16 protein-coding genes are annotated in these 19,548 nt (G+C 32.1%); 1 reads left to right on the forward strand and 15 read right to left on the reverse strand.

The genetic code is table 11. The features are described 5' to 3' along the window. Positions 1–164 precede the first annotated feature (164 nt). The 3 genes from pheT to WC223_03700 all read right to left on the reverse strand — a co-directional run bounded on the left by pheT (position 165) and on the right by WC223_03700 (position 6,924). Complete coding sequence (gene pheT, locus WC223_03690; protein ID MFA6923336.1) at positions 165–2,648, reverse strand: phenylalanine--tRNA ligase subunit beta; 2,484 nt, start codon at positions 2,646–2,648, stop codon at positions 165–167. 216 nt (positions 2,649–2,864) lie between these two features. Then, the gene (gene recG, locus WC223_03695; protein ID MFA6923337.1) at positions 2,865–4,973 is read right to left on the reverse strand and encodes an ATP-dependent DNA helicase RecG; all 2,109 of its coding nucleotides are present in this window, start codon (positions 4,971–4,973) and stop codon (positions 2,865–2,867) included. A gap of 100 nt (positions 4,974–5,073) precedes the next feature. Continuing rightward, positions 5,074–6,924, reverse strand: a complete 1,851-nt coding sequence (locus tag WC223_03700) for a tetratricopeptide repeat protein (protein ID MFA6923338.1) — start codon at positions 6,922–6,924, stop codon at positions 5,074–5,076. 132 nt (positions 6,925–7,056) lie between these two features. On the opposite strand from WC223_03700, the gene WC223_03705 reads away from it, so the two are divergent. Then, positions 7,057–8,880 carry a carbon starvation protein A gene (locus WC223_03705; protein MFA6923339.1) on the forward strand — a complete coding sequence of 608 codons (1,824 nt, stop codon included), beginning with the start codon at positions 7,057–7,059 and terminating at the stop codon, positions 8,878–8,880. Positions 8,881–8,942: 62 nt separating this feature from the next. On the opposite strand, the gene WC223_03710 is transcribed toward WC223_03705, so the two are convergent. The 12 genes from WC223_03710 to WC223_03765 form a co-directional block, all read right to left on the reverse strand. Then, entirely contained in the window at positions 8,943–9,572 is a 630-nt protein-coding gene (locus WC223_03710) for a hypothetical protein (GenBank protein MFA6923340.1), read from the reverse strand. 21 nt (positions 9,573–9,593) lie between these two features. Continuing rightward, positions 9,594–10,082, reverse strand: coding sequence for a hypothetical protein (locus WC223_03715; protein MFA6923341.1), 489 nt, complete (start codon positions 10,080–10,082; stop codon positions 9,594–9,596). Positions 10,083–10,092: 10 nt separating this feature from the next. After that, positions 10,093–10,809 carry a head GIN domain-containing protein gene (locus WC223_03720; GenBank protein ID MFA6923342.1) on the reverse strand — a complete coding sequence of 239 codons (717 nt, stop codon included), beginning with the start codon at positions 10,807–10,809 and terminating at the stop codon, positions 10,093–10,095. Positions 10,810–10,962: 153 nt separating this feature from the next. Next, complete coding sequence (locus WC223_03725) at positions 10,963–12,066, reverse strand: hypothetical protein (protein ID MFA6923343.1); 1,104 nt, start codon at positions 12,064–12,066, stop codon at positions 10,963–10,965. After that, on the reverse strand, positions 12,044–12,736 hold the full coding sequence (locus WC223_03730) for a hypothetical protein (protein MFA6923344.1): 693 nt from the start codon (positions 12,734–12,736) through the stop codon (positions 12,044–12,046). The genes WC223_03725 and WC223_03730 overlap by 23 nt, the downstream gene beginning before the upstream one ends. Continuing rightward, a complete protein-coding gene (locus WC223_03735) occupies positions 12,723–13,307 on the reverse strand; it encodes a sigma-70 family RNA polymerase sigma factor (protein MFA6923345.1) in 585 nt (194 codons plus the stop codon). The genes WC223_03730 and WC223_03735 overlap by 14 nt, the downstream gene beginning before the upstream one ends. A gap of 180 nt (positions 13,308–13,487) precedes the next feature. Further along, positions 13,488–14,735 carry a DUF1015 family protein gene (locus tag WC223_03740; protein ID MFA6923346.1) on the reverse strand — a complete coding sequence of 416 codons (1,248 nt, stop codon included), beginning with the start codon at positions 14,733–14,735 and terminating at the stop codon, positions 13,488–13,490. 102 nt (positions 14,736–14,837) lie between these two features. Then, entirely contained in the window at positions 14,838–15,758 is a 921-nt protein-coding gene (locus WC223_03745) for a 3-phosphoglycerate dehydrogenase (protein MFA6923347.1), read from the reverse strand. Between the two features lie 61 nt (positions 15,759–15,819). Next, positions 15,820–16,212, reverse strand: coding sequence for a four helix bundle protein (locus WC223_03750; GenBank protein MFA6923348.1), 393 nt, complete (start codon positions 16,210–16,212; stop codon positions 15,820–15,822). Between the two features lie 8 nt (positions 16,213–16,220). Beyond that, positions 16,221–17,297 (reverse strand): 3-phosphoserine/phosphohydroxythreonine transaminase, encoded by a 1,077-nt coding sequence (gene serC / locus WC223_03755; GenBank protein ID MFA6923349.1) that lies wholly within the window; start codon positions 17,295–17,297, stop codon positions 16,221–16,223. 277 nt (positions 17,298–17,574) lie between these two features. Continuing rightward, the gene (locus tag WC223_03760) at positions 17,575–18,246 is read right to left on the reverse strand and encodes a YggS family pyridoxal phosphate-dependent enzyme (GenBank protein ID MFA6923350.1); all 672 of its coding nucleotides are present in this window, start codon (positions 18,244–18,246) and stop codon (positions 17,575–17,577) included. A gap of 243 nt (positions 18,247–18,489) precedes the next feature. Beyond that, positions 18,490–19,479 (reverse strand): T9SS type A sorting domain-containing protein, encoded by a 990-nt coding sequence (locus WC223_03765; GenBank protein MFA6923351.1) that lies wholly within the window; start codon positions 19,477–19,479, stop codon positions 18,490–18,492. Positions 19,480–19,548 lie beyond the last annotated feature (69 nt).

A 19,548-nucleotide genomic window follows, 5' to 3' on the forward strand; every position in this document is an offset into this window, starting at 1 on the left:
AAAATATCAATAATTTTGTTTTTAAGCTTTTCAGGGGGAAAATTTGTAACAGTATTAATTTTATAAATAACATACATCATATCTGCTTGCTTATATAAAAAACAATTAAAAGCAAACTTTACTAAACTTCAAAAGTTTAGCAAGTGTATATTCGTTTTTCGATATTATCTTATCGTTGCATTAATCTGCTGTTGATAAGCTTTTACAAGATTATTCATTACTTTCTCAATTTCATTATCGGATAGTGTTTTTTCTTTATCCTGTAAAATATAGCTCACCGCATACGATTTTTTTCCTTTGGGTAATTTATCTCCTTCGTAAATATCAAATAAATTAACTTCTTTCAATAATTTCTTTTCTGTATCGAAAGCAATTTTTTCTATTTTTTCAAACTGAATATTTTCATCAAGTAACAATGCAAGGTCGCGTCTTACTTCAGGAAATCTGGGTAATTCATCAAATTCAGTTTTATTATTTTTTGCAAGTTCCAATAATTTATCCCATTTTATTTCGGCAAATAATACTTCATTCTTAATAGCAAAAATTTCGGTTATTTTTTTGCTTAATGTGCCAAATTCGGCAATTACAGATTCTTCCGGTTTCCCTTTAACTTTTATTATTGCCCGATTATTATAAATATCTGTTTTTGAATTTTTGATTTCAATTGAATATTCGGATAATCCGACACGTTTTAAAATATTAGTTACAATATTTTTTAAAAAATAAAAATCAACTTTTTCATAGGTTGTTTTCCAGTTTTCCCTTTGTTTTCTGCCTGTAATAAGAATCGAAAGATTTTTGAATTCGGAAAAATTTTCAGAAGTTTTTACTTTTTGATTTTTAAAATTATGATATGTTTTGCCGAATTCGTAAAATTTCAAATCCGGATTTTGCCTGTTCTGATTATATTCAATTGCTTCCAATCCGCTAAACAGCAATGTTTGCCTGAGAACATTCAATTCATTGCTTAATGGATTTTGAATAACAACATTATTTTCACTTTTTAGTGTTTCCTGTTTTTCAATATAACCGGCATTTGTAAGCGAATTACACATTATTTCATTAAACCCGTTTGATGAAAGATAATCCGAAATAACATTCTGCAATTTTTCTTTATCGGGTTTTTCAGAAAATGTCAAAGATGACCTCAAAAAATTTGGTAGTTCAATATTATTTAAACCGTAAATTCTCAATATTTCTTCGATTATATCAACTTCCCTCTGAACATCAACTCTGAAAAGAGGAACCGATAAAATCAACCCTTCATTATTTTCGGAAATTGTTTTTATATCAAGGTAAGAAAGAATATTTTTTATTAAGTTTTTATGGAGCATTTGCCCAACAAAATTTTCAAAAAACTTATATTTCAATTCAACTTTAAAATTTTCGATTTTTTTAGGATAAATATCAACAATATCTGAAGAGATTTTTCCACCCGCAAGTTCTTTCATAAGCAATATTGCCCGCTTAATTGCATATACCGTATTATTCGGGTCGGTGCCTTTTTCGAATCTGAATGCAGCATCGGTTCTTAAATTGTGAAGTTTTGATGTTTTGCGGATTGAAACCGGCTTAAAATATGCACTTTCAAGAAAAATATTTTTTGTTTTTCCAGTAATTCCCGAATGCAAACCGCCGTAAACTCCGCCAATACACATTGGTTCAGTTTCATTACATATCATCAAATCGTTTGCAGAAAGTTGTCTTTCAACTCCGTCGAGCGTTGTAAATTTTGTTCCTTCTGCAAGTTTTTTTATAATAACTTTATTTCCTTTTATCTCATCGGCATCGAAAGCGTGAAGCGGCTGTCCGAACTCATGTAAAATAAAGTTTGTTATATCAACAATATTATTTATAGGATTCAAGCCAATGGCTTTCATGTAATTTTTAAGCCATTCCGGTGATTCTTTTATCTCAACTCCGGTAATTGTTATTCCCGAATATCTCGGACATGCTTCGGTATCTTCGATAATTACTTCAATTTTTTTATCTTCATTATCAATTTTAAAATTTTCGACAGATGGATATTTTACATCGAAGCATTCAACATTTTTTGCATTTCTGAAATTTAAAGTTTTTAAAACCGCCGATAAATCACGAGCAACACCCATGTGTGAAGTTGCATCTGCGCGATTTGGAGTTAAGCCGATTTCAAAAGTTTCATCTTCGTAAACATTAAAATATTCTTTTGCAGGAGCACCAATTTTTGCAGAATGAGCAAGGACAATAATTCCCTCATGCGAATTTCCTGTTCCCAATTCATCTTCGGCGCAAATCATTCCTTCGGAAAGCTCACCTCTGATTTTTGATTTTCTAATTTCGAATTCTCCTTTCGGTGAAAATACTTTTGTGCCTTCCAAAGCAACTATAACCTTTTGTCCTGCTTCAACATTAGGAGCACCGCAAACAATACTTAAAAGATTTTCACTTCCAACATTTACTTTTGTTAAACTTAATTTGTCGGCATTCGGATGCTTTATTTTTTCAACTACTTCGCCAACTACAAAACCTTTCAATCCACCTTTTATTGATTCGTATTTTTCAATACCCTCAACTTCAAGTCCGCAGTCGGTAAGCAATTTAGCAACTTCTATTGCAGGTAAATTTATTTTTAAATATTGCTTAAGCCAGTTATAAGAGATTTTCATTTTAGTTTATATTTTAAAAAAAACATTTCACAAAAACATTCTGTGTCAATATTTAAATTTATTTTTTATGATTTTCTTCTTTGCTTCTTTGCGAGGAACTTTTTTATCTTTCAAAAACGCAGAGATGCAAAAATTTAAGCAAAGTTAAAAAAATGTGTTGTATTTTATATTTGATAATAAAAATAAAGAAATAGAGACAATTTTTTTAATTTTTACTCAGCTTATTCTGCTCCAATTCGGCTTATTTTTATTAATGTAAATAAAATGGTTTCTTATATTTTTGTTTTCTTCTTTTTCAAGCTGCGGGTCGGAAGATAGAATGTCGGATGCTATATTTCGTGAAATGCTTATTAACTTTTCATCTTTTATTAAATCTGCAATTTTTAAATCAACAATTCCGCTTTGTTGAGTTCCCGCCATATCGCCGGGACCGCGCAAACGCAAATCGGCTTCAGCAATTTCAAATCCGTCATTTGTGCTTGTCATAGTTTGCATACGGATTTTTGCTTCGTTCGTGAGTTTCGGAGAAGAAATTAAAATACAATATGATTGTTCTCCGCCTCTGCCAACTCTTCCTCTCAACTGGTGAAGCTGCGATAAGCCAAATCTTTCGGCGCTTTCAATAATCATGACTGTAGCATTAGGAACATCAATACCAACTTCTATTACAGTTGTTGCAACCATAATATTTGTTATGCCTTCGGCAAATCTTTGCATTTCTATTTCTTTATCCTTAGCTTTCATTTGCCCGTGAACACAGCTTACTCCGTATTTTGGCAATGGAAATTCTTTGAGTAAATTTTCATAACCATCCTGCAAATGTTTTAAGTCAAGTTTTTCAGATTCTTTAATTAGCGGATAAACCATATAAATCTGTCGCCCCTGATTTATTTGTTCACGCATGAATTTGTAAACCTTGAATTTTTCTACATCGTAAATGTGAATTGTTTTTATAAGCTTTCTGCCCGGAGGCATTTCGTCAATAACCGATTTATCAAGGTCGCCGTAAAATGTCATTGCGAGAGTGCGTGGAATAGGTGTTGCCGTCATCACAAGAATGTGTGGAGCAATTTCATTTTTCTTCCAAAGCTTTGAACGTTGCTCAACACCAAATTTATGTTGCTCGTCAATTACAACTAATCCGAGATTTTTAAATTGAACATTTTCTTCAATCAATGCATGCGTACCAAGTAATATTTGTAATTCACCGCAATTAAGTTTATCGAGAATTAATTTTCTTTCTGCTTTTTTTGTTGAGCCGGTGAGCAAAGCAATTTTAATATCAAGTCCATCTAGCATTTTTGAAATAGTTTCGAAATGCTGATTTGCCAATGTTTCGGTGGGTGCCATGAGGCATGTCTGAAAATTATTATCAAGGGCAATGAGCATTGTCATCAGTGCAACCAATGTTTTTCCGCTGCCAACATCGCCTTGCAGCAATCTGTTCATTTGCTTTGAAGAACCAATATCAGCGCGTATTTCTTTTATTACTCTTTTTTGTGCATTTGTTAATTCAAACGGAAGTTTTTCTTTATAAAATTTATTCAGATAATCGCCAACCTTAGCAAATACATGACCTTTGATATTTTTTTCCCTGTTTAATTTATATCTTAAAATACCAATCTGTATAAAAAACAATTCATCAAATTTTAATCTGAACTGAGCTTTTGCAAGTAAATCGGTATTTTCGGGAAAGTGAATATTTTTTATTGCTTCTTCTCTTGAAATTAATTTCAAATTTCCGATTATGGAATTATTTAATGTTTCAGGAAACTGGTTGTCGCAATTTGAAATTAAAGTTCTCATTAATTTCGAAATGCCTTTACTTTCGAGTCCTCTTGATTTTAATTTTTCTGTTGCGCTATAAACAGCTTGTAAAGACGATGATGGCAGGGCTTCATTTTTTTCAGATTCATACTCAATTTCGGGATGTGTAATATTAAATCTGTTTTTGAAAACAACAGGTTTTCCGAAAATTGTACATTCTTCATGAAGCTTCAAGCTTTTTGTTACCCATTTTACTCCCTGAAACCACACGAGTTCGATAAACCCTGTATCATCTTTAAATAATGCAACCAATCTTTGTGCATATTTTTTCCCGACAATTTCATAATCTTCAATACTACCCTTTATTTGAACGTAAGGTAAATCGGGTTTTAGTTCTTTTATTTTATAAAATTTTGTTCTGTCAACATAACGAAAAGGAAAATATGAAAGCAAATCTTCGAAAGTAAAAATTTTAAGTTCTTTTTTCAAAACATCGGCTCGCTGGGGTCCAACGCCTTTTAGATATTCTATCGGTGTTTCGAGAAAAGTGCGGAGCATTTTTGTTTAAAATAATTTCAACAAAGATAAAAAAGCTCTTCTAAATTATTTTAATTTGCTTATTAACAAATTATTTAATTTATTTGTATTATTGTTGATATTATTTTTCCTTAACCTGAATTTCTTTAGCTTTCTTTGAGTATTCTGCTGCTTTATCGGTTTTTCCGATTATCTGATAGGTCAATGCGAGATTACTGATAATACTAATATTTTCGGGAGCAACTTTCAATCCTTTTTCAAAAACCTCAATGGCCTTGTCATATTGCTTAGCCACACCGTAAGCTGTTCCCAGATTGTTGTATGATTCAATGTTGCTAAGGTCTAAATTCATTGCATTATTAAGATAATAAATGGACTTATTCATATCATTTTTGTATTTACCGTAAATAGTGCCGAGAATAAAATTAACATTTTGCATATTGGGATTTATTTTAAATGCCTTATCACAACATTGAAGAGCAAGTTCATAATACTTTGCTTTTTCATTTGCATCTTTAAGTTTTTCAGCTTTATTGTATAAGTCGCTTCCATAAGAACCATTGCTTTTTGCACTGTTGAATGATGTTTTAACATCCGTTTCAATCAAAACAGCACTGTTTTTCCACACCTGATTTCTTGTAATTGTTTTAAAAGAATATAAAAACAAAACCGGAACTAAAAATAAATACGGCATGCTGAAAATTGTTTTGAAAAAATTATTCGGTTTCATAGCTATTAAATATGCTATAATGAGAGTAAACCCAAGAGAAGCAGCGTAAAGAAACCTTTCGCACATAAAAGCTCCCACGGGGAAAAGAATATTTGAAGTCAATGATAAAGGTACAAGGTACAAAAAAATGCAATACGAAAAGAAATTTTTGCTTTTCAATCCCGTGAAAGCGAAAAAAAGAAGAGTCAGATAAATCAACAAAGACAATAGTACAGCAAAGTTAGACCATTCCATAATTGATATGTGATAAGGATAATAATCCCAGGTTAGAGGATGAGGATAAAATAAAAGCTTCAGATATAACCCGAGTGTGTAAGTGATTGTAGCATATTTCTGCGAAAAGTTCATAGCCCCGAAAGAATTATTCATTATGTCTTTTGTATTTGCTATAGATATTCCTGTTTTGGAAATTATCATTTGCCTTAGAATTATAAATGCAATAATTATAATAAATAAAGGAATTAAAGAAATGATAATTTTTTTCAGGGAATGATTTGTGAAGAAATAAAAAGACAAAGGGAAAATTACGATAAATACAATTGCAATTTCTTTTGAAATAAGAGCAAGGAAGAACAAAACAGAACTAAAAAACAAATGAATGATTTTTTTTGAATCAAGATGTTTCCATAAAAACCATAAAGTAAGCAATGAAAATAAAAGTGAAAAAATTTCATCGCGGCTTTTAATATTAGCTACAACTTCGGTATGAATGGGATGAGCAATGAACAGGATTGTAGCAATAAACGGAATGGTAGCATACCATTTCTGCTTGGGATATTTTTCCAAAAGTTTTGAAAGCAAAATAAAAATGAGAAGGCATGTTAATGAATAAAGAAGAATATTTATAAAATGGCTGATATGTGGATTTTTTCCAAAAAATTCATGTTCGATTGCAAAAGTGGCAATTGACAAAGGTCTATATCTTCCGCCGGAAACTGCATTCAGTAAATTTTCATTATTGCCTTTAAATGAATCGTAAGAAAAAATTTCCCTAATTCCGTCAATTCCTTTTTGTGTGAATTTGTTTTCTGTTATTACTATTGCATCATCGAGAGCATAATCGTTGAAAATTGTATTTCCGTATAAAATAAAAGAAAAGAAAATGATGATACCATAAATGTAAAACTTATTTACAGTTATATTTTTTTCTGTTTTAGTTTCCCTCAAAGTAACTACTTTTGGGGCTTTTCCTTTTGTCTGAAATTTTTTAGGATTTTTTTTATTTGGTTTGTTGTTTTGCATTTATAAATTGAATTCAGTTTATCAAAAATATTAAAATTACTTTTAAAAAATTATTTTATACCATCTTTTATTTTTTATTATAATTTTGCTTTTTACTTACGACTAATCACTAAATACTTTTTTATGAATGCAATGCCTTTGGTTATAGGAGCTGTGGTAATTTTTGTATTAGCTTATAGATTTTATTTTGCATTTATTTCAACAAAAGTTCTAGTTCTCGACAACTCTCGAATAACGCCTTCAAACCGGTTATATGACGGCCAAAATTATTATCCTATGAACAAATGGATTTTGTTCGGTCATCATTTTGCTGCAATTGCAGGAGCGGGTCCTTTGGTTGGTCCTGTTCTTGCTGCTCAATTTGGATATTTTCCAGGTTTCTTGTGGATGGTTGTTGGAGCAGTTATGGCAGGTGCAGTTCACGATTTTGTAATTCTCACAGCATCTGTCCGCCACAATGGAATGTCGCTTGCCGAAATTGCAAAGACAGAAATAAGCAAATTAAGCGGAACAACTGCTTCGGTTGCAATTTTAATAATAATAGTGGTAGCGCTTGCAGGACTCGGATTGGTAGTTGTAAATGCGCTTGCAGAAAGTTCATGGGGAACATTCACAATTGCCGCAACAATCCCTATTGCACTATTCATGGGTGTATGGATGTTTCAGTTCAGAAAAGGAAAAACTATTGAAGCAACAATAATCGGAGTTATTTTATTGACTGCTGCTGTTATTTATGGGCGCTACATTCCGCAATCTTCATTTGCTTCGTGGTTTAGTTTTGATAAAAAAACATTAACAATTTTAATCGCCATTTACGGTTTTTGTGCTTCTGTATTACCTGTGTGGTTGTTGCTTTCGCCGCGTGATTATCTGAGTTCAATAATGAAACTTAGCGTTATCGCTATGCTTGCGATAGGAATTATAGTTGTTGCTCCTGAACTGAGAATGCCTGCTTTTACGCATTTTACAGGCGGCGGCGGACCTATTATTCCCGGAACTTTATTTCCTTATCTTTTTATAACAATTGCCTGCGGAGCAATTTCGGGCTTTCATTCTCTTGTTAGCTCGGGAACCACTCCGAAAATGCTCATGCAGGAATCGCATATAAAATTTATTGCTGTTGGTTCAATGCTTTCAGAAGGAATTGTGAGTATTTTAGCATTGATTGCTGCATCGAGTTTATTTCCTCTTGATTATTTTCAGATAAATGTTCCGGTTGAAAAATTTAATGCTATTCTTCCTCAACTCAAAGCAATGGGATTTGTTGATTCGAATATCAGCCAACTTTCTGCTGAAGTGGGAGAAAAAATTGTCGGGAGAACAGGAGGTGCAGTTTCACTTGCAGTTGGCATGGCACAAATATTTTCTTCAATTCCAGGATTTAAAAGTTTAATGTCTTACTGGTATCATTTTGCAATTATGTTCGAAGCACTGTTTATTTTAACCACAATTGATGCAGGAACCAGAATAGGAAGATTTGTTTTGCAGGAATCGCTCGGTAAAGTTTATAAACCGTTTTCAAAAACAAACTGGCTGCCCGGAAATATTATTGCAAGTTTAGTTATAGTTTTTGCATGGGGATATTTTATTTATACAGGGACCGTGGCAACAATATGGCCCATGTTCGGAACAGCAAACCAATTACTCGCTACAATTGCTCTGGCAATTGGAACATCTTATATTATTAATAACGGAAAAAGAAAATATGCTTTTATTACAATTGTTCCAATGATTTTTGTAGGAATAACGACTCTTACGGCAGGATTCACAAATATTAAAAATATATATTTTCCACAAATTACTGCAACAGGAACAAAAGTACAGGGAATAATAAATTTTTCATTAACACTTATAATAATGATTTGTGTTACGGTTATTTTGATTGATGCGGTGCCAAGGTGGGTAAAAAGAAAAAACAAGTCAGAAATATCAGAAACTGATTGTGGAATAAATTAAAATTGTATTTTGACACTGGAATGTAGACCTCAAAGGTTTTGAAAGCCGTTGAGGTCTTATTTTTAAAATTTCCCGAACTTTATTGTAAATCCTGTTGTCAGTCCATCTAAAACTTGTCGAGGAGTATTGATTAAATTTATTGAAGAAGTATAACGATATGTTGCCCCCAAAGATAATCTTATACATTTTACCAGATTAAGTTCGAGTTCTATGCCGGGTTCAACAATTAAAAAAGCATCGGCATCTTTTACATAATAATCATTATCGTGGCTTGAATAAGAATTATCAATATATGAAATTCCTCCTGCACCAATTAATACAGGAACAGAAATATGAACAGGAAATTTCGGCAGAAAAATAGTTTCAAATAAAAGTCCTCCATAACCGCCGGCAAGATTATTACTGTTGAAATTATTATAAAATTTATAATCATTTACAAAACCGCTACCGGCAAAACCAATACAAAATGAATGATTTATAATCCACGCAAGACGCATGCCTGCTGACAAAGCATCTTTGTTGTTGATTTGCGAATATCCAAATGATATTCCGCCGTAACCGCCGTGTTTTATCTTTCCTTTAAAAATTGTTTTTATTTCGTCATTGTTTTTTTTGGCAGTGTCGGCATTTTGCCCCTGCATATTTGCTGTACATATTGCAACAGCAAATAAGATTAATAATAAATGTTTCATTTTAGTGAAGTTTAGTTAATATTAAAAATTATATTTTGCAGTAACTCCGAAATCAAATAATCGTAAAGAGAATATTTTTCTTCCCAATAAGTCCACGTACGGTTTATACTCCGCCCCCAATGAAAACGGATATTTGAAAAAGCGGTATTCCAAACCAATAACGGCATCTGCACCAATTAAAGGAGCGCAATAATTTACAGAACGAAATTCGTTATTTCTATATTTTTCCCATGAAACAAAACCTGCATGAGCTCCTATTCCGGTGTAAAAAAACAAATGGTCGGAATAGCTTAACAATACAGGAATTACCTTTTCTTTCAGAATTACAATTCGTATTTCGTTATGACTTAATTTCAAAATTGCACCAATAGAAATACTTTCATCAAGATTGTAATTATAGGTGAAGCCAAATGTTTCTCCTCCGCGAAAACCTATTGCTCTTTCTTTATTCTGAGCAGAAATATTTGCAATAATTATTAATGATGCGAATAATAAAATGAATTTCCTCATAATGATTTTATTAATGATGAATTACTTTTCCCGAACCTTTTATATGGGTTTCAACAGCCGGATTACCATAATAATGTAAATTGCCGCTTCCCGATATATCAACACTGATATATTTTTCAACCGATGCATAAATATTTCCCGAACCGTCAATATCGGCATAGCATGAATTTTGTGAAAGCAGATAACTGTTAATATTTCCTGAACCCGAAATATCAAAGTTCGTTTTATCGGAAGTTCCCGAAATATTTATTTCACCCGAGCCGGAAATATATGCATTTATTGTTCCGCATTTTGCCGCCAGATTAATGTTTCCGGAGCCCGATAATTTTATATTAATTTCATTGGCTTTTAAAGTATCAGCTTTAATTTTTCCCGAACCGGAAAGATGTAAACCACTAATTTGCGGACTTCTCACATTAATTATTATCCTGTAATGATTTTTTATGTTTTTGTTTCGCTTAGTTCTTACTATTAATTTATTGTTAGAAACATAAGTTTCAATAAAAGGCAGAAGATTTTCTTCGGCTTCAACGCTGAGTTCTTTTGTTGAATCATTGACAACCGCTACATCAAAATCTCCTTCTGAAACAATTTCATTGAACTCCGAAACATTGCGGGTTTGAGTTATTACATGATGATTTCCTTCTATTTGCCAAAACTTGTGGCAGGAAGTAAATAATCCGAAAAAGAAAAATGCTGCGGCTGTTGTTAGTATTTTTGTCCTCATAGTAAAATGTTTTGAAATTTTAATATAAAGACAAGTGATTTTTTTAAAGGTTGGAAAAATTGGGGAAAAATTTTAAAAATATACCACAGATTATTCGCTTAATTTTTATTAAAGGATGCTCATGAGAACGCTTCGCTTAGTTCACAAATTAATTTATCTGAATTTCACAACAACACTTCCATTAGAAGCATTAATCTGAACTTCGGGCAGTGATTGCTGGCTTTGTCCGATTGTACCTGCAACTTTGTACTCTTCATTTTCTTTATCAATAAAAATTTTTTCAAGCGAATTGAAAGTTTCGGGCAATGAGGTTAATGTTTTTTTAGTTGTTAAACTAAATGTAAATGACGATTCTTTGTTGAATGATAAATTTATATCGGAATAAGTTGGAATAAGATTAACATATTTAAAACCGTTTTCAACAGCATCAATTTTTAAACTTCCGTATTTACTTTTTGAGAAAATACTTTTTTTCAATTGCGAAATAATTAAATATGAAAAATCAGCACCGGAATTTATTACGTTGGCAGTGTCAATATAATATTTATCTCTTTTTGAATTTATTTCAATTTCGTTCACTTTCTTTATTTCAATTTTTGATGATTTGCTTTCAATGCTTAATTTATTTGCTGACAACAAATCAAATTCGGAATAATTGAAAACAAGTTTTGCATTTTTCATATTACTTATGCTGCAATTGCCGAATTCGAGATTTAATTTTGTTTCACCGAAAAGATTATTTGCCTTGAAATCCCCGTTTGATATTGATATGTCGAGGTTACCGTTGAGATTTGTTGTATAAATATTTCCGAATTTATTTTCAAGGGAAAGCGATATTTTTTCGGGTATATGTATAGTCCAGTTGATTTCAACTTTATTGCCTCCGCTTATGCTTGTTGTTGCCATATCTGAGAAATCGGCTAAAGCGGTTCCCTTAAAATCGTTGAAAACAAGTTTTGCAATAATGTAATATTGGGAATTTGTAAAATTCACATCAACATTGTTCAATATTTTTTCAACTTTATCTGGCCTGGCAATTGCTTTAATGTCAATTTCTATCCGAACCGAATCTTTTTCCCAAGTAATTACATTTATATTCCCATATTTATTTGCAATTTGAACATTTGTTTCGGAAAATGCTTTATAAACATTAGAAATATATTTATGCTTTTCTGATGGTTGTGCTTTTATTACCAAAGAAATTCCAAATATAAAAGCAGTAATTAATGCAAATTTATATTTTATATTCTTTCTCATTTTTTTGTTTGTTTTTGTTTTTAAGTTGTTCTAAAATATTTTCAAGTACATCAAGTTTTATGCGATAATTCTGTATCATTGCTTCAATAATTTCCTCATTGTTTACATTGTCTTTTAGGTCTTTCCGAAGTTCTTTAAGGTTTTTATCGAGAATCGAAAATTCCACATTGATTTCATTTTTTGTGTCAAATCCGGCATTTGCAAAATGAAAAATTTCATTTTTTTTGTTTTCAATGAGATAAGAATAATATCCGTTTACTTCTTCAATTTGTTTTTCAACAATATTTTCGGAAGATTTTTTATTTATTACTTTTCTTTTGCTTTGCGCAAAACTTCTTTTAGTTACAGTGTTTTGTGTTACTTCTTTTTTCGGTTCTTCAATTGTGTTTTTTATAACTGGTTTTGAAATGTCCTTGACAGGTTTGTTATTTTTCACTGCTACGATTGTTTGTTGCGGCTTGTTATCATAATATCTATGAAAATAATATGACATAACAAATATCAAAACTGCCGCTGCTGCTTTCCACAAAATGCCGAGCCAGTTTATTCTTTTTTGTTTTTTTTGCTCAATATTTTTTTCAATGCGGCTCCAGACATCTGATGAAGGTGTCTTATCATCAAATTCGCGGCGGTTGTCGCTGATGAATTTTTCTAATTTATCGGGTTGCATAATTATTTTTAATTAACATTTCTTTTATCAATTGTTTTGCTCTCATATATTGTGTTTTCGATGTTGATTCGCTTATTTTTAAAATCCTTGCTATTTCCTGATGGTCGTATCCTTCAAAGCTGTACAGAGAAAAAACTACTCTGCATCCTTCGGGCAATTGCTCCGTTGCCTCTTTCACTTTTGCTACACTCATTTTTAATTCTTCTTCATTTATTGCTCCATTTTCTTCTGCGAAATCATAATTTTCTATGTCAATGAATTCAAAATTTGTTTTTGTTTTATTAAGTTCGTTCAAACATTTGTTCACTGCTATCTGCTTTAGCCATGCTCCGAATGTTGATTCATAACGGAATAAATCAAGTTTGGTAAATGCATCAATAAATGTGTCTTGCAGTATGTCTTCTGCAACATTTCTATTGTTTAATAACCGGTAGCAAATATTATACATGGCTTTAGAGTATAGCTTATAAAGCTCGTACTGTGCGACTCTTATTCCGTTTTTGCTTTGCTCAATAAGCTCGCGATGAATATCTACCGATACATTATCCAAATTTGTTCTGTCAATTTGCAAATTCAATAATAAAGACAAGTGAAAATTTAAAAGGTTGTAATTATAGGAAATTTTTTTGAAAGAAGTTGGAATTATAGAAACAAAAGAGATTGTGTTTTCTTTGTGTTCCTTTGTGGTTAAATATTTTTTTTAACTTAACCACAAAGTACTCAAAGAAATTTTGAAAAAGCGGCAAAAAAATTAATCCAGCAAATGCACTACCAATCCGCTTCTTAATTTTGGTTCGAACCATGTAGTTTTTGGTGGCATTATATTTCCTGTGTCGGCAATATTGAATAATTGCTGAATCGGAACAGGATAAAGAGCAAAAGCAACTTTCATTTCGCCGCTGTCAACGCGTTTTTTTAATTCACCCAGTCCTCTTATTCCACCAATAAAATCAATTCTTTTATCAGTTCTCAAATCTTTTATTCCAAAAATATTATCAAGAACAAGGTTTGATAGTATTGTAACATCAAGTCCTCCGATGGGGTCGTTATCGTTGTATGTCCCGGGCTTTGCAGTCAATGAATACCATTTACCGTCAATATACATGCTGAAATTGTGCATTTTATTCGGCTTGTAAATTTCAGTTCCTTTTTCCTGAACATCAAAAGATTTACTGAGTTTTTCAAACAATTCGGCTTTCGATAATCCGTTCAAATCCTTCATAACACGATTATAATCTATAATATGCAGTTGATTTCCGGGAAATATTACAGCGAGGAAAAAATTATATTCTTCTTTTCCTGTGTGGTTCGGATTTTTCTGTTTTTTTTCATTTCCTACAAGTGCTGCGGCAGCAGTGCGATGATGACCGTCGGCAACATAAAGAGAAGGAATTTTTGCAAACAACTCGATAAGTTTGTTTATGATTTTATCATCTTTTATAACCCAAAAATGATGTCCGAAGCCGTCATCTGCCACAAAATCATATTCTGGCTTCTGATTTTTTACAACATCGGCAACTATTTCATCAACTTCTTTAACGGCAGGATAAGTAAAGAAAACGGGCTCTATATTTGCATTATTCACACGAACATGTTTCATGCGGTCTTCTTCTTTATCTTTTCTTGTTAGCTCATGTTTTTTTATAATGTTATTCAGATAATCTGTAACACCTGCACAGCCAACGATTCCGTATTGTGTTCTGCCTTCCATTGTTTGCGCATAAATGTAAAGACAATCTTTTTCGTCGGGAGCAAGCCATCCGTTTTCTCTGAACATATCGAAATTTTTTCTTGCTTTTTCATAAACCTGCGGTTCGTGCTCATCAACATTTTCTCCCAAGTCAATTTCGGGTTTTGTAATATGAAGCAGCGAATATTTGTTTCCTTTCGCTTCAATTCTTGCTTCATTTGAACTCAGCACATCATACGGGCGTGCTGCAATTTCCTTTACAATTTCTTTCGGCGGACGTAGTCCTTTGAATGCTTTTAATATTGCCATAGTTTAATTTAGGATTTAGGATTTTCGATTTGGGATTTTAAAAAAAATTGTTTAAAGTTTAAGGTTTAACGTTTAAAGTTAAAGCCACTATTAACAATTAACTTATTTATTCACCTGAAAAGTTTTGTCGCCGTTCTTTATGAATTTTACAATTTGATTTGCGGCAGCAAGACCTGCATTAACATTTGCTTCAGACGTTTCTGCTCCTTGTTTTTTAGGAGTTGAATAATAGCGGTTTTCAAATTGCAACAGGTCAGCATGACAGTCGGGAGCTATGTCGGAAACATACTTGAAATCCTGTCTTTCAGCAAAAATCTTTTTCAAATCATCTTCGTTAATAACTTCTTTTCTCGCAGTGTTCACAAGTGTTGCATTCTTTGGCATTTTTGAAAGAAGTGCATAATTTATTGATTTTTTTGTTTTATCATTTGCAGGAATATGCAATGAAACATACTGACAAGTGCTGTAAAGTTCTTCAACGGAATTTACAACTTTCACACCGTCTTTAGTAATTGCTTCTTTCGGTACGAAAGGGTCGAAAGCATAAACATCCATGCCAAATCCTTTTGCAATAGTTGCAACTGCTTTTCCAACGTAACCATAAGCTTGCAAGCCAAGTTTCTTGCCTTTTAATTCTGTTCCCGAAATTCCTTTAAAACATCCTCTTGCCATGAAAGCCATCATTCCGAGCGCTAATTCGGCAACGGCATTTGAATTTTGTCCGGGAGTGTTCATTGCCACTATTCCTTTTTCGGTAGCTGCAGCAAGGTCAATATTATCAAATCCTGCACCTGCACGAACAATAATCTTGAGATTTTTCCCTGCTTCAATAACCTGCCGCGTTGCTTTGTCGCTTCTGATAATTAGTCCATCAACATCGGCAGCCGCTTTTATCAAATCATTTGGGTCGGTGTATTTTTCCAGAAGAACGGTTTCAAAACCTGCTTCTGTGAATATTTTTTTAATACCATCAACTGCTGCTGCAGCAAATGGCTTTTCTGTTGCTATTAATACTTTTGTCATTGTTTATTTAATTTTTAAGTTTATAAAATATGTTTGGTGTATGGTGCCAGGAGCCGGGAGATTATTTTTTCAAACTTGTGATTAATCCACTAATCATTTTAGAAATTAAAATTAATTGATTCCTTAATATAATTTCTATTTCCTCATTAATATATTTTCTTCGCTTAGCTATTGAAACACAAACAATACATTCGCGAACCGAAGATTTTGCAATATTCAAATATCTTATAAATAATGGTACCGTATTTCCAGAACCTTCAGCTATATTCAACGATATAGATTGAGCAGCTCTAATAAATTGATTTGTTAATGCAAAATTTTCCATTTTAGGAAAAGTATCAGAAGTTTTATAAACTAAGTCTAAAAACGCTAATGATTTTTGATAAACATTAAGTTTCTCAAAATTGAATATTTCATCTTTACTTACTACAAAACTCCCAACACCTGACTCCATACTCATGACTATTTTGCATATTTCACTTCAAATTCTTTCATCAGGTTAACTAATGCCTGAACGCTTTCAATAGGAAGTGCATTGTATGTTGAAGCTCTGAATCCGCCAACTGAACGGTGTCCTTTGATGCCTATCATACTGTTAGCTTTTGCTAAATTCATGAATTCTTCTTCTAACTCTTTGTATCCTTCTCTCATTACAAAGCAAATGTTCATTAGTGAACGTGAATCTTTTTCAACAGTGCCAACAAAAACTTTGCTGTTGTCCATTGCATCATAAAGAAGTTTTGCTTTTGCTTTATTCATTTCTTCAATTTTCTTAACGCCGCCAAGTCCTTTTATCCATTTCAATGTTTCGAGAACAGTGAATATAGGCAAACAAGGAGGAGTGTTGAACATCGAACCTTCTTTAATATGTGTTCTGTAATCAAGCATTGTCGGTATAGTTCTTTCAACTTTGCCAAGAATACTTTCTTTAACAATAACGAAAGTAACACCTGCAGGACCTAAATTTTTTTGTGCTCCGCCGTATATAAGTGAATATTTTGATACATCAACAGGACGGCTTAAAATATCGGACGACATGTCGGCAACTAATGGAACCGGACTGTTAAAGTCCTCGCGGATTTCCGAGCCGTAAATTGTATTGTTTGTTGTGATGTGAAAATAATCAACATCTGTAGGTATTGTAAAACCTTTTGGAATATATGAATAATTTTTGTCTTTTGAAGAAGCCACAACGTTGACTTCGCCGAAAAGTTTTGCTTCTTTTAATGCTTTGCTTGCCCACACGCCTGTATCAAGGTAAGCAGATTTTTTATTCATAAGATTGAAAGGAACCGTACAGAATTGCATGCTTGCTCCACCACCTAAAAATAATATCTGATAACCTTCAGGAACTCCAATTAATTCTTTAAATAATGAAGATGCTTCGTTAATAATTGCTTCGAAATCTTTGCTTCTGTGCGAGATTTCTAAAATTGACATTCCTATGCCATTAAGGTCTAATACTGCTTTTGCAGTGTTTTCAATTGCAATCCTTGGAAGAATCGAAGGACCTGCATTAAAATTATGAACTTTTTTCATGGTTTTGTTTTTAAATTTCGTTTATAATTAGTACTTAATCATTGAATTTTGCTGCAATTTGCAAAAATATTTTGAATTAAAAAAACAAATTTGAAAATTTTGCTATGCCCTGTAATTGAAGCATAGTAAGTATAAGAATAATACTTATTTTTTCAGCAGAAAACCAAAATATATTAAAAATTTTATTTCGGTTTTTACGACATTTTATAATTGACATAACTATAGAAGTGTCTGTCCATAAAAAGTCGAGAGTTTCGTTCAGAATGTCCGATGACTATTAACTTTTATTCCTTTCTCCAAATATGGCTGTTCCTATTCGAACCATTGTGCTTCCTTCTTCTATTGCAATTTGAAAATCATCGGACATTCCTGCTGAAATTTCTTTGAAATGATTGCTGTTGGCAAAATATGAAGTTTTTAGATTATCGAAATATCTTTTTAGTTCTTTAAATTCTTTTTGTATTAAATCTTTATCGCTTGTGAAGGTTGCCATTCCCATCACTCCTGTTAATCTTATATTTTTTGATTCACGATATGCCATAGATGACAAGAGTTCTTCCACTTCATAATAATTGAATCCGAATTTGGTGTCTTCGGTTGCAATGTGGAATTGAAGAAGACAATCAATAATGCGGTTATTTTTTTTGGCTTCTTTATCTACTTCGAACAGTAACTTCATACTATCTATGCCATGAATTAAGTTAACAAAAGGAGCAATTTGTTTAACTTTGTTGGTTTGAAGATGACCTATAAAATGCCATTCTATATCCTGAGGTAATTGTGTGTGTTTTTCAACCAATTCCTGAACTTTATTTTCACCAAAAATTTTATGTCCCGAATCATAAACTTCAGTAATTTCTTTTATTGATTTTGTTTTTGAAACCACAATTAATTTAACATTTCCGGGAATTTGTAATTTCAGATTGGTTAAATTTTCTTTTATTGACATAAACTTATTTAATGGGAAAAACAAAATTAAAAAAAATAAAATAAGATGGAAAAAAATTGCTTCAAATGCTTTTATTTACTTTATAGTTATGATAAAATTTTAACCACAAAGGGCACAAAGTATTCACAAAGGAACACAAAGAAAAACAATAATATTTGTTTTTAAATAATTTCTTTGAATTTGATAATAAATAAAAAAAGGCTACTTTTTTAAGAGCAGCCTTTTATATTATTTTGAAAGATTTTATTGAGCAATTAATTGCTTTGTAATTCTTCCGTATTCTGTGCCAATTGAGTAAACATACATTCCTTTGCCATATTTGGCCAAATCTAAATCAAAGGAATACCTACCCGCACTTCTGTTGCTTTCAGAACTTGAATAAATTAACTTTCCTGTTGCATCATATAAATCAAAATTTACATATTCTGTATTCTTTGATAATTCATAAACTATTTTTGTTGAGCTTACAGTTGGGTTAGGATAAGTATTTAATTTTAATCCCTGGAAATAACCGTCGGTTTGAATATTTGATGTTTGATTTATAATTACATCAATAGCCAATTCCCATGCATTAGGAGAATTAAACAAACCGGTAAATGACCACCATGTTGAACTATAATAAGCACCAGCCGAATCAGCATAATAATTTTTACAAGTTGTTGATTCAAGAAGTTTATTTTTTGAAGACCTAACAGCAGCGGTATCAGTAGCAGTGGGAGCACAAAAAACTACCGCAAATGACGTTGCTGACCCTAATGCAACCGGGGTTGAAAATGTAAATAATGTTTTATTTGGAATGTCAGTAAGGTTTTTAGCTAAAATTGCAGTGCTTGTGCCTAATGCACTTCCTGTTGGTTTCTTTCCTGCTGTTACATTATATATTTTCATATATGTATTTGAATTTCCTTGTCCCGAAGGGTTTTTTGTGTAAAAGAAGCCTAATGCACCTGTTACTTCGTTTGTACCACTTAAGCCGGAAATACTCTGAAATAATTGGTTGTAATAAGGATTGTTTCCTGTAACAAAGCCGCCTCCAACTACACCTTGAACCCATAATGAGTCAGCACAAGTTGCCTGGCTGAAATAAGCTGCATGAATAGTATCAACTAATCTCTGTGCGGGCTGAATAATACTGCTGTTAACCTTTGCATCTCCATTTGGAGTAGCAATAATTTGCGCATTTATACTGAAACAAAATGCAGCAAACAACACTGTAAACGTAAATTTTTTCATGATTTTTAAAATTTTAGTTAATAATTTATTATAAGTAAGATTTGCCAAAATTATATAAATTTTTAATAA

The sequence above is a fragment of the Bacteroidales bacterium genome (assembly GCA_041671145.1).
In the GTDB taxonomy this organism is placed as follows: domain Bacteria; phylum Bacteroidota; class Bacteroidia; order Bacteroidales; family JAHJDW01; genus JAQUPB01.

Bases quoted from the DNA above. Each gene is read 5' to 3' on its own strand.
- pheT (MFA6923336.1), bottom strand. From the start codon at position 2,648: ATGAAAATCTCTTATAACTGGCTTAAGCAATATTTAAAAATAAATTTA.
- recG (MFA6923337.1), bottom strand. From the start codon at position 4,973: ATGCTCCGCACTTTTCTCGAAACACCGATAGAATATCTAAAAGGCGTT.
- WC223_03700 (MFA6923338.1), bottom strand. From the start codon at position 6,924: ATGCAAAACAACAAACCAAATAAAAAAAATCCTAAAAAATTTCAGACA.
- WC223_03705 (MFA6923339.1), top strand. From the start codon at position 7,057: ATGCCTTTGGTTATAGGAGCTGTGGTAATTTTTGTATTAGCTTATAGA.
- WC223_03710 (MFA6923340.1), bottom strand. From the start codon at position 9,572: ATGAAACATTTATTATTAATCTTATTTGCTGTTGCAATATGTACAGCA.
- WC223_03715 (MFA6923341.1), bottom strand. From the start codon at position 10,082: ATGAGGAAATTCATTTTATTATTCGCATCATTAATAATTATTGCAAAT.
- WC223_03720 (MFA6923342.1), bottom strand. From the start codon at position 10,809: ATGAGGACAAAAATACTAACAACAGCCGCAGCATTTTTCTTTTTCGGA.
- WC223_03725 (MFA6923343.1), bottom strand. From the start codon at position 12,066: ATGAGAAAGAATATAAAATATAAATTTGCATTAATTACTGCTTTTATA.
- WC223_03730 (MFA6923344.1), bottom strand. From the start codon at position 12,736: ATGCAACCCGATAAATTAGAAAAATTCATCAGCGACAACCGCCGCGAA.
- WC223_03740 (MFA6923346.1), bottom strand. From the start codon at position 14,735: ATGGCAATATTAAAAGCATTCAAAGGACTACGTCCGCCGAAAGAAATT.
- WC223_03745 (MFA6923347.1), bottom strand. From the start codon at position 15,758: ATGACAAAAGTATTAATAGCAACAGAAAAGCCATTTGCTGCAGCAGCA.
- WC223_03750 (MFA6923348.1), bottom strand. From the start codon at position 16,212: ATGGAGTCAGGTGTTGGGAGTTTTGTAGTAAGTAAAGATGAAATATTC.
- serC (MFA6923349.1), bottom strand. From the start codon at position 17,297: ATGAAAAAAGTTCATAATTTTAATGCAGGTCCTTCGATTCTTCCAAGG.
- WC223_03760 (MFA6923350.1), bottom strand. From the start codon at position 18,246: ATGTCAATAAAAGAAAATTTAACCAATCTGAAATTACAAATTCCCGGA.
- WC223_03765 (MFA6923351.1), bottom strand. From the start codon at position 19,479: ATGAAAAAATTTACGTTTACAGTGTTGTTTGCTGCATTTTGTTTCAGT.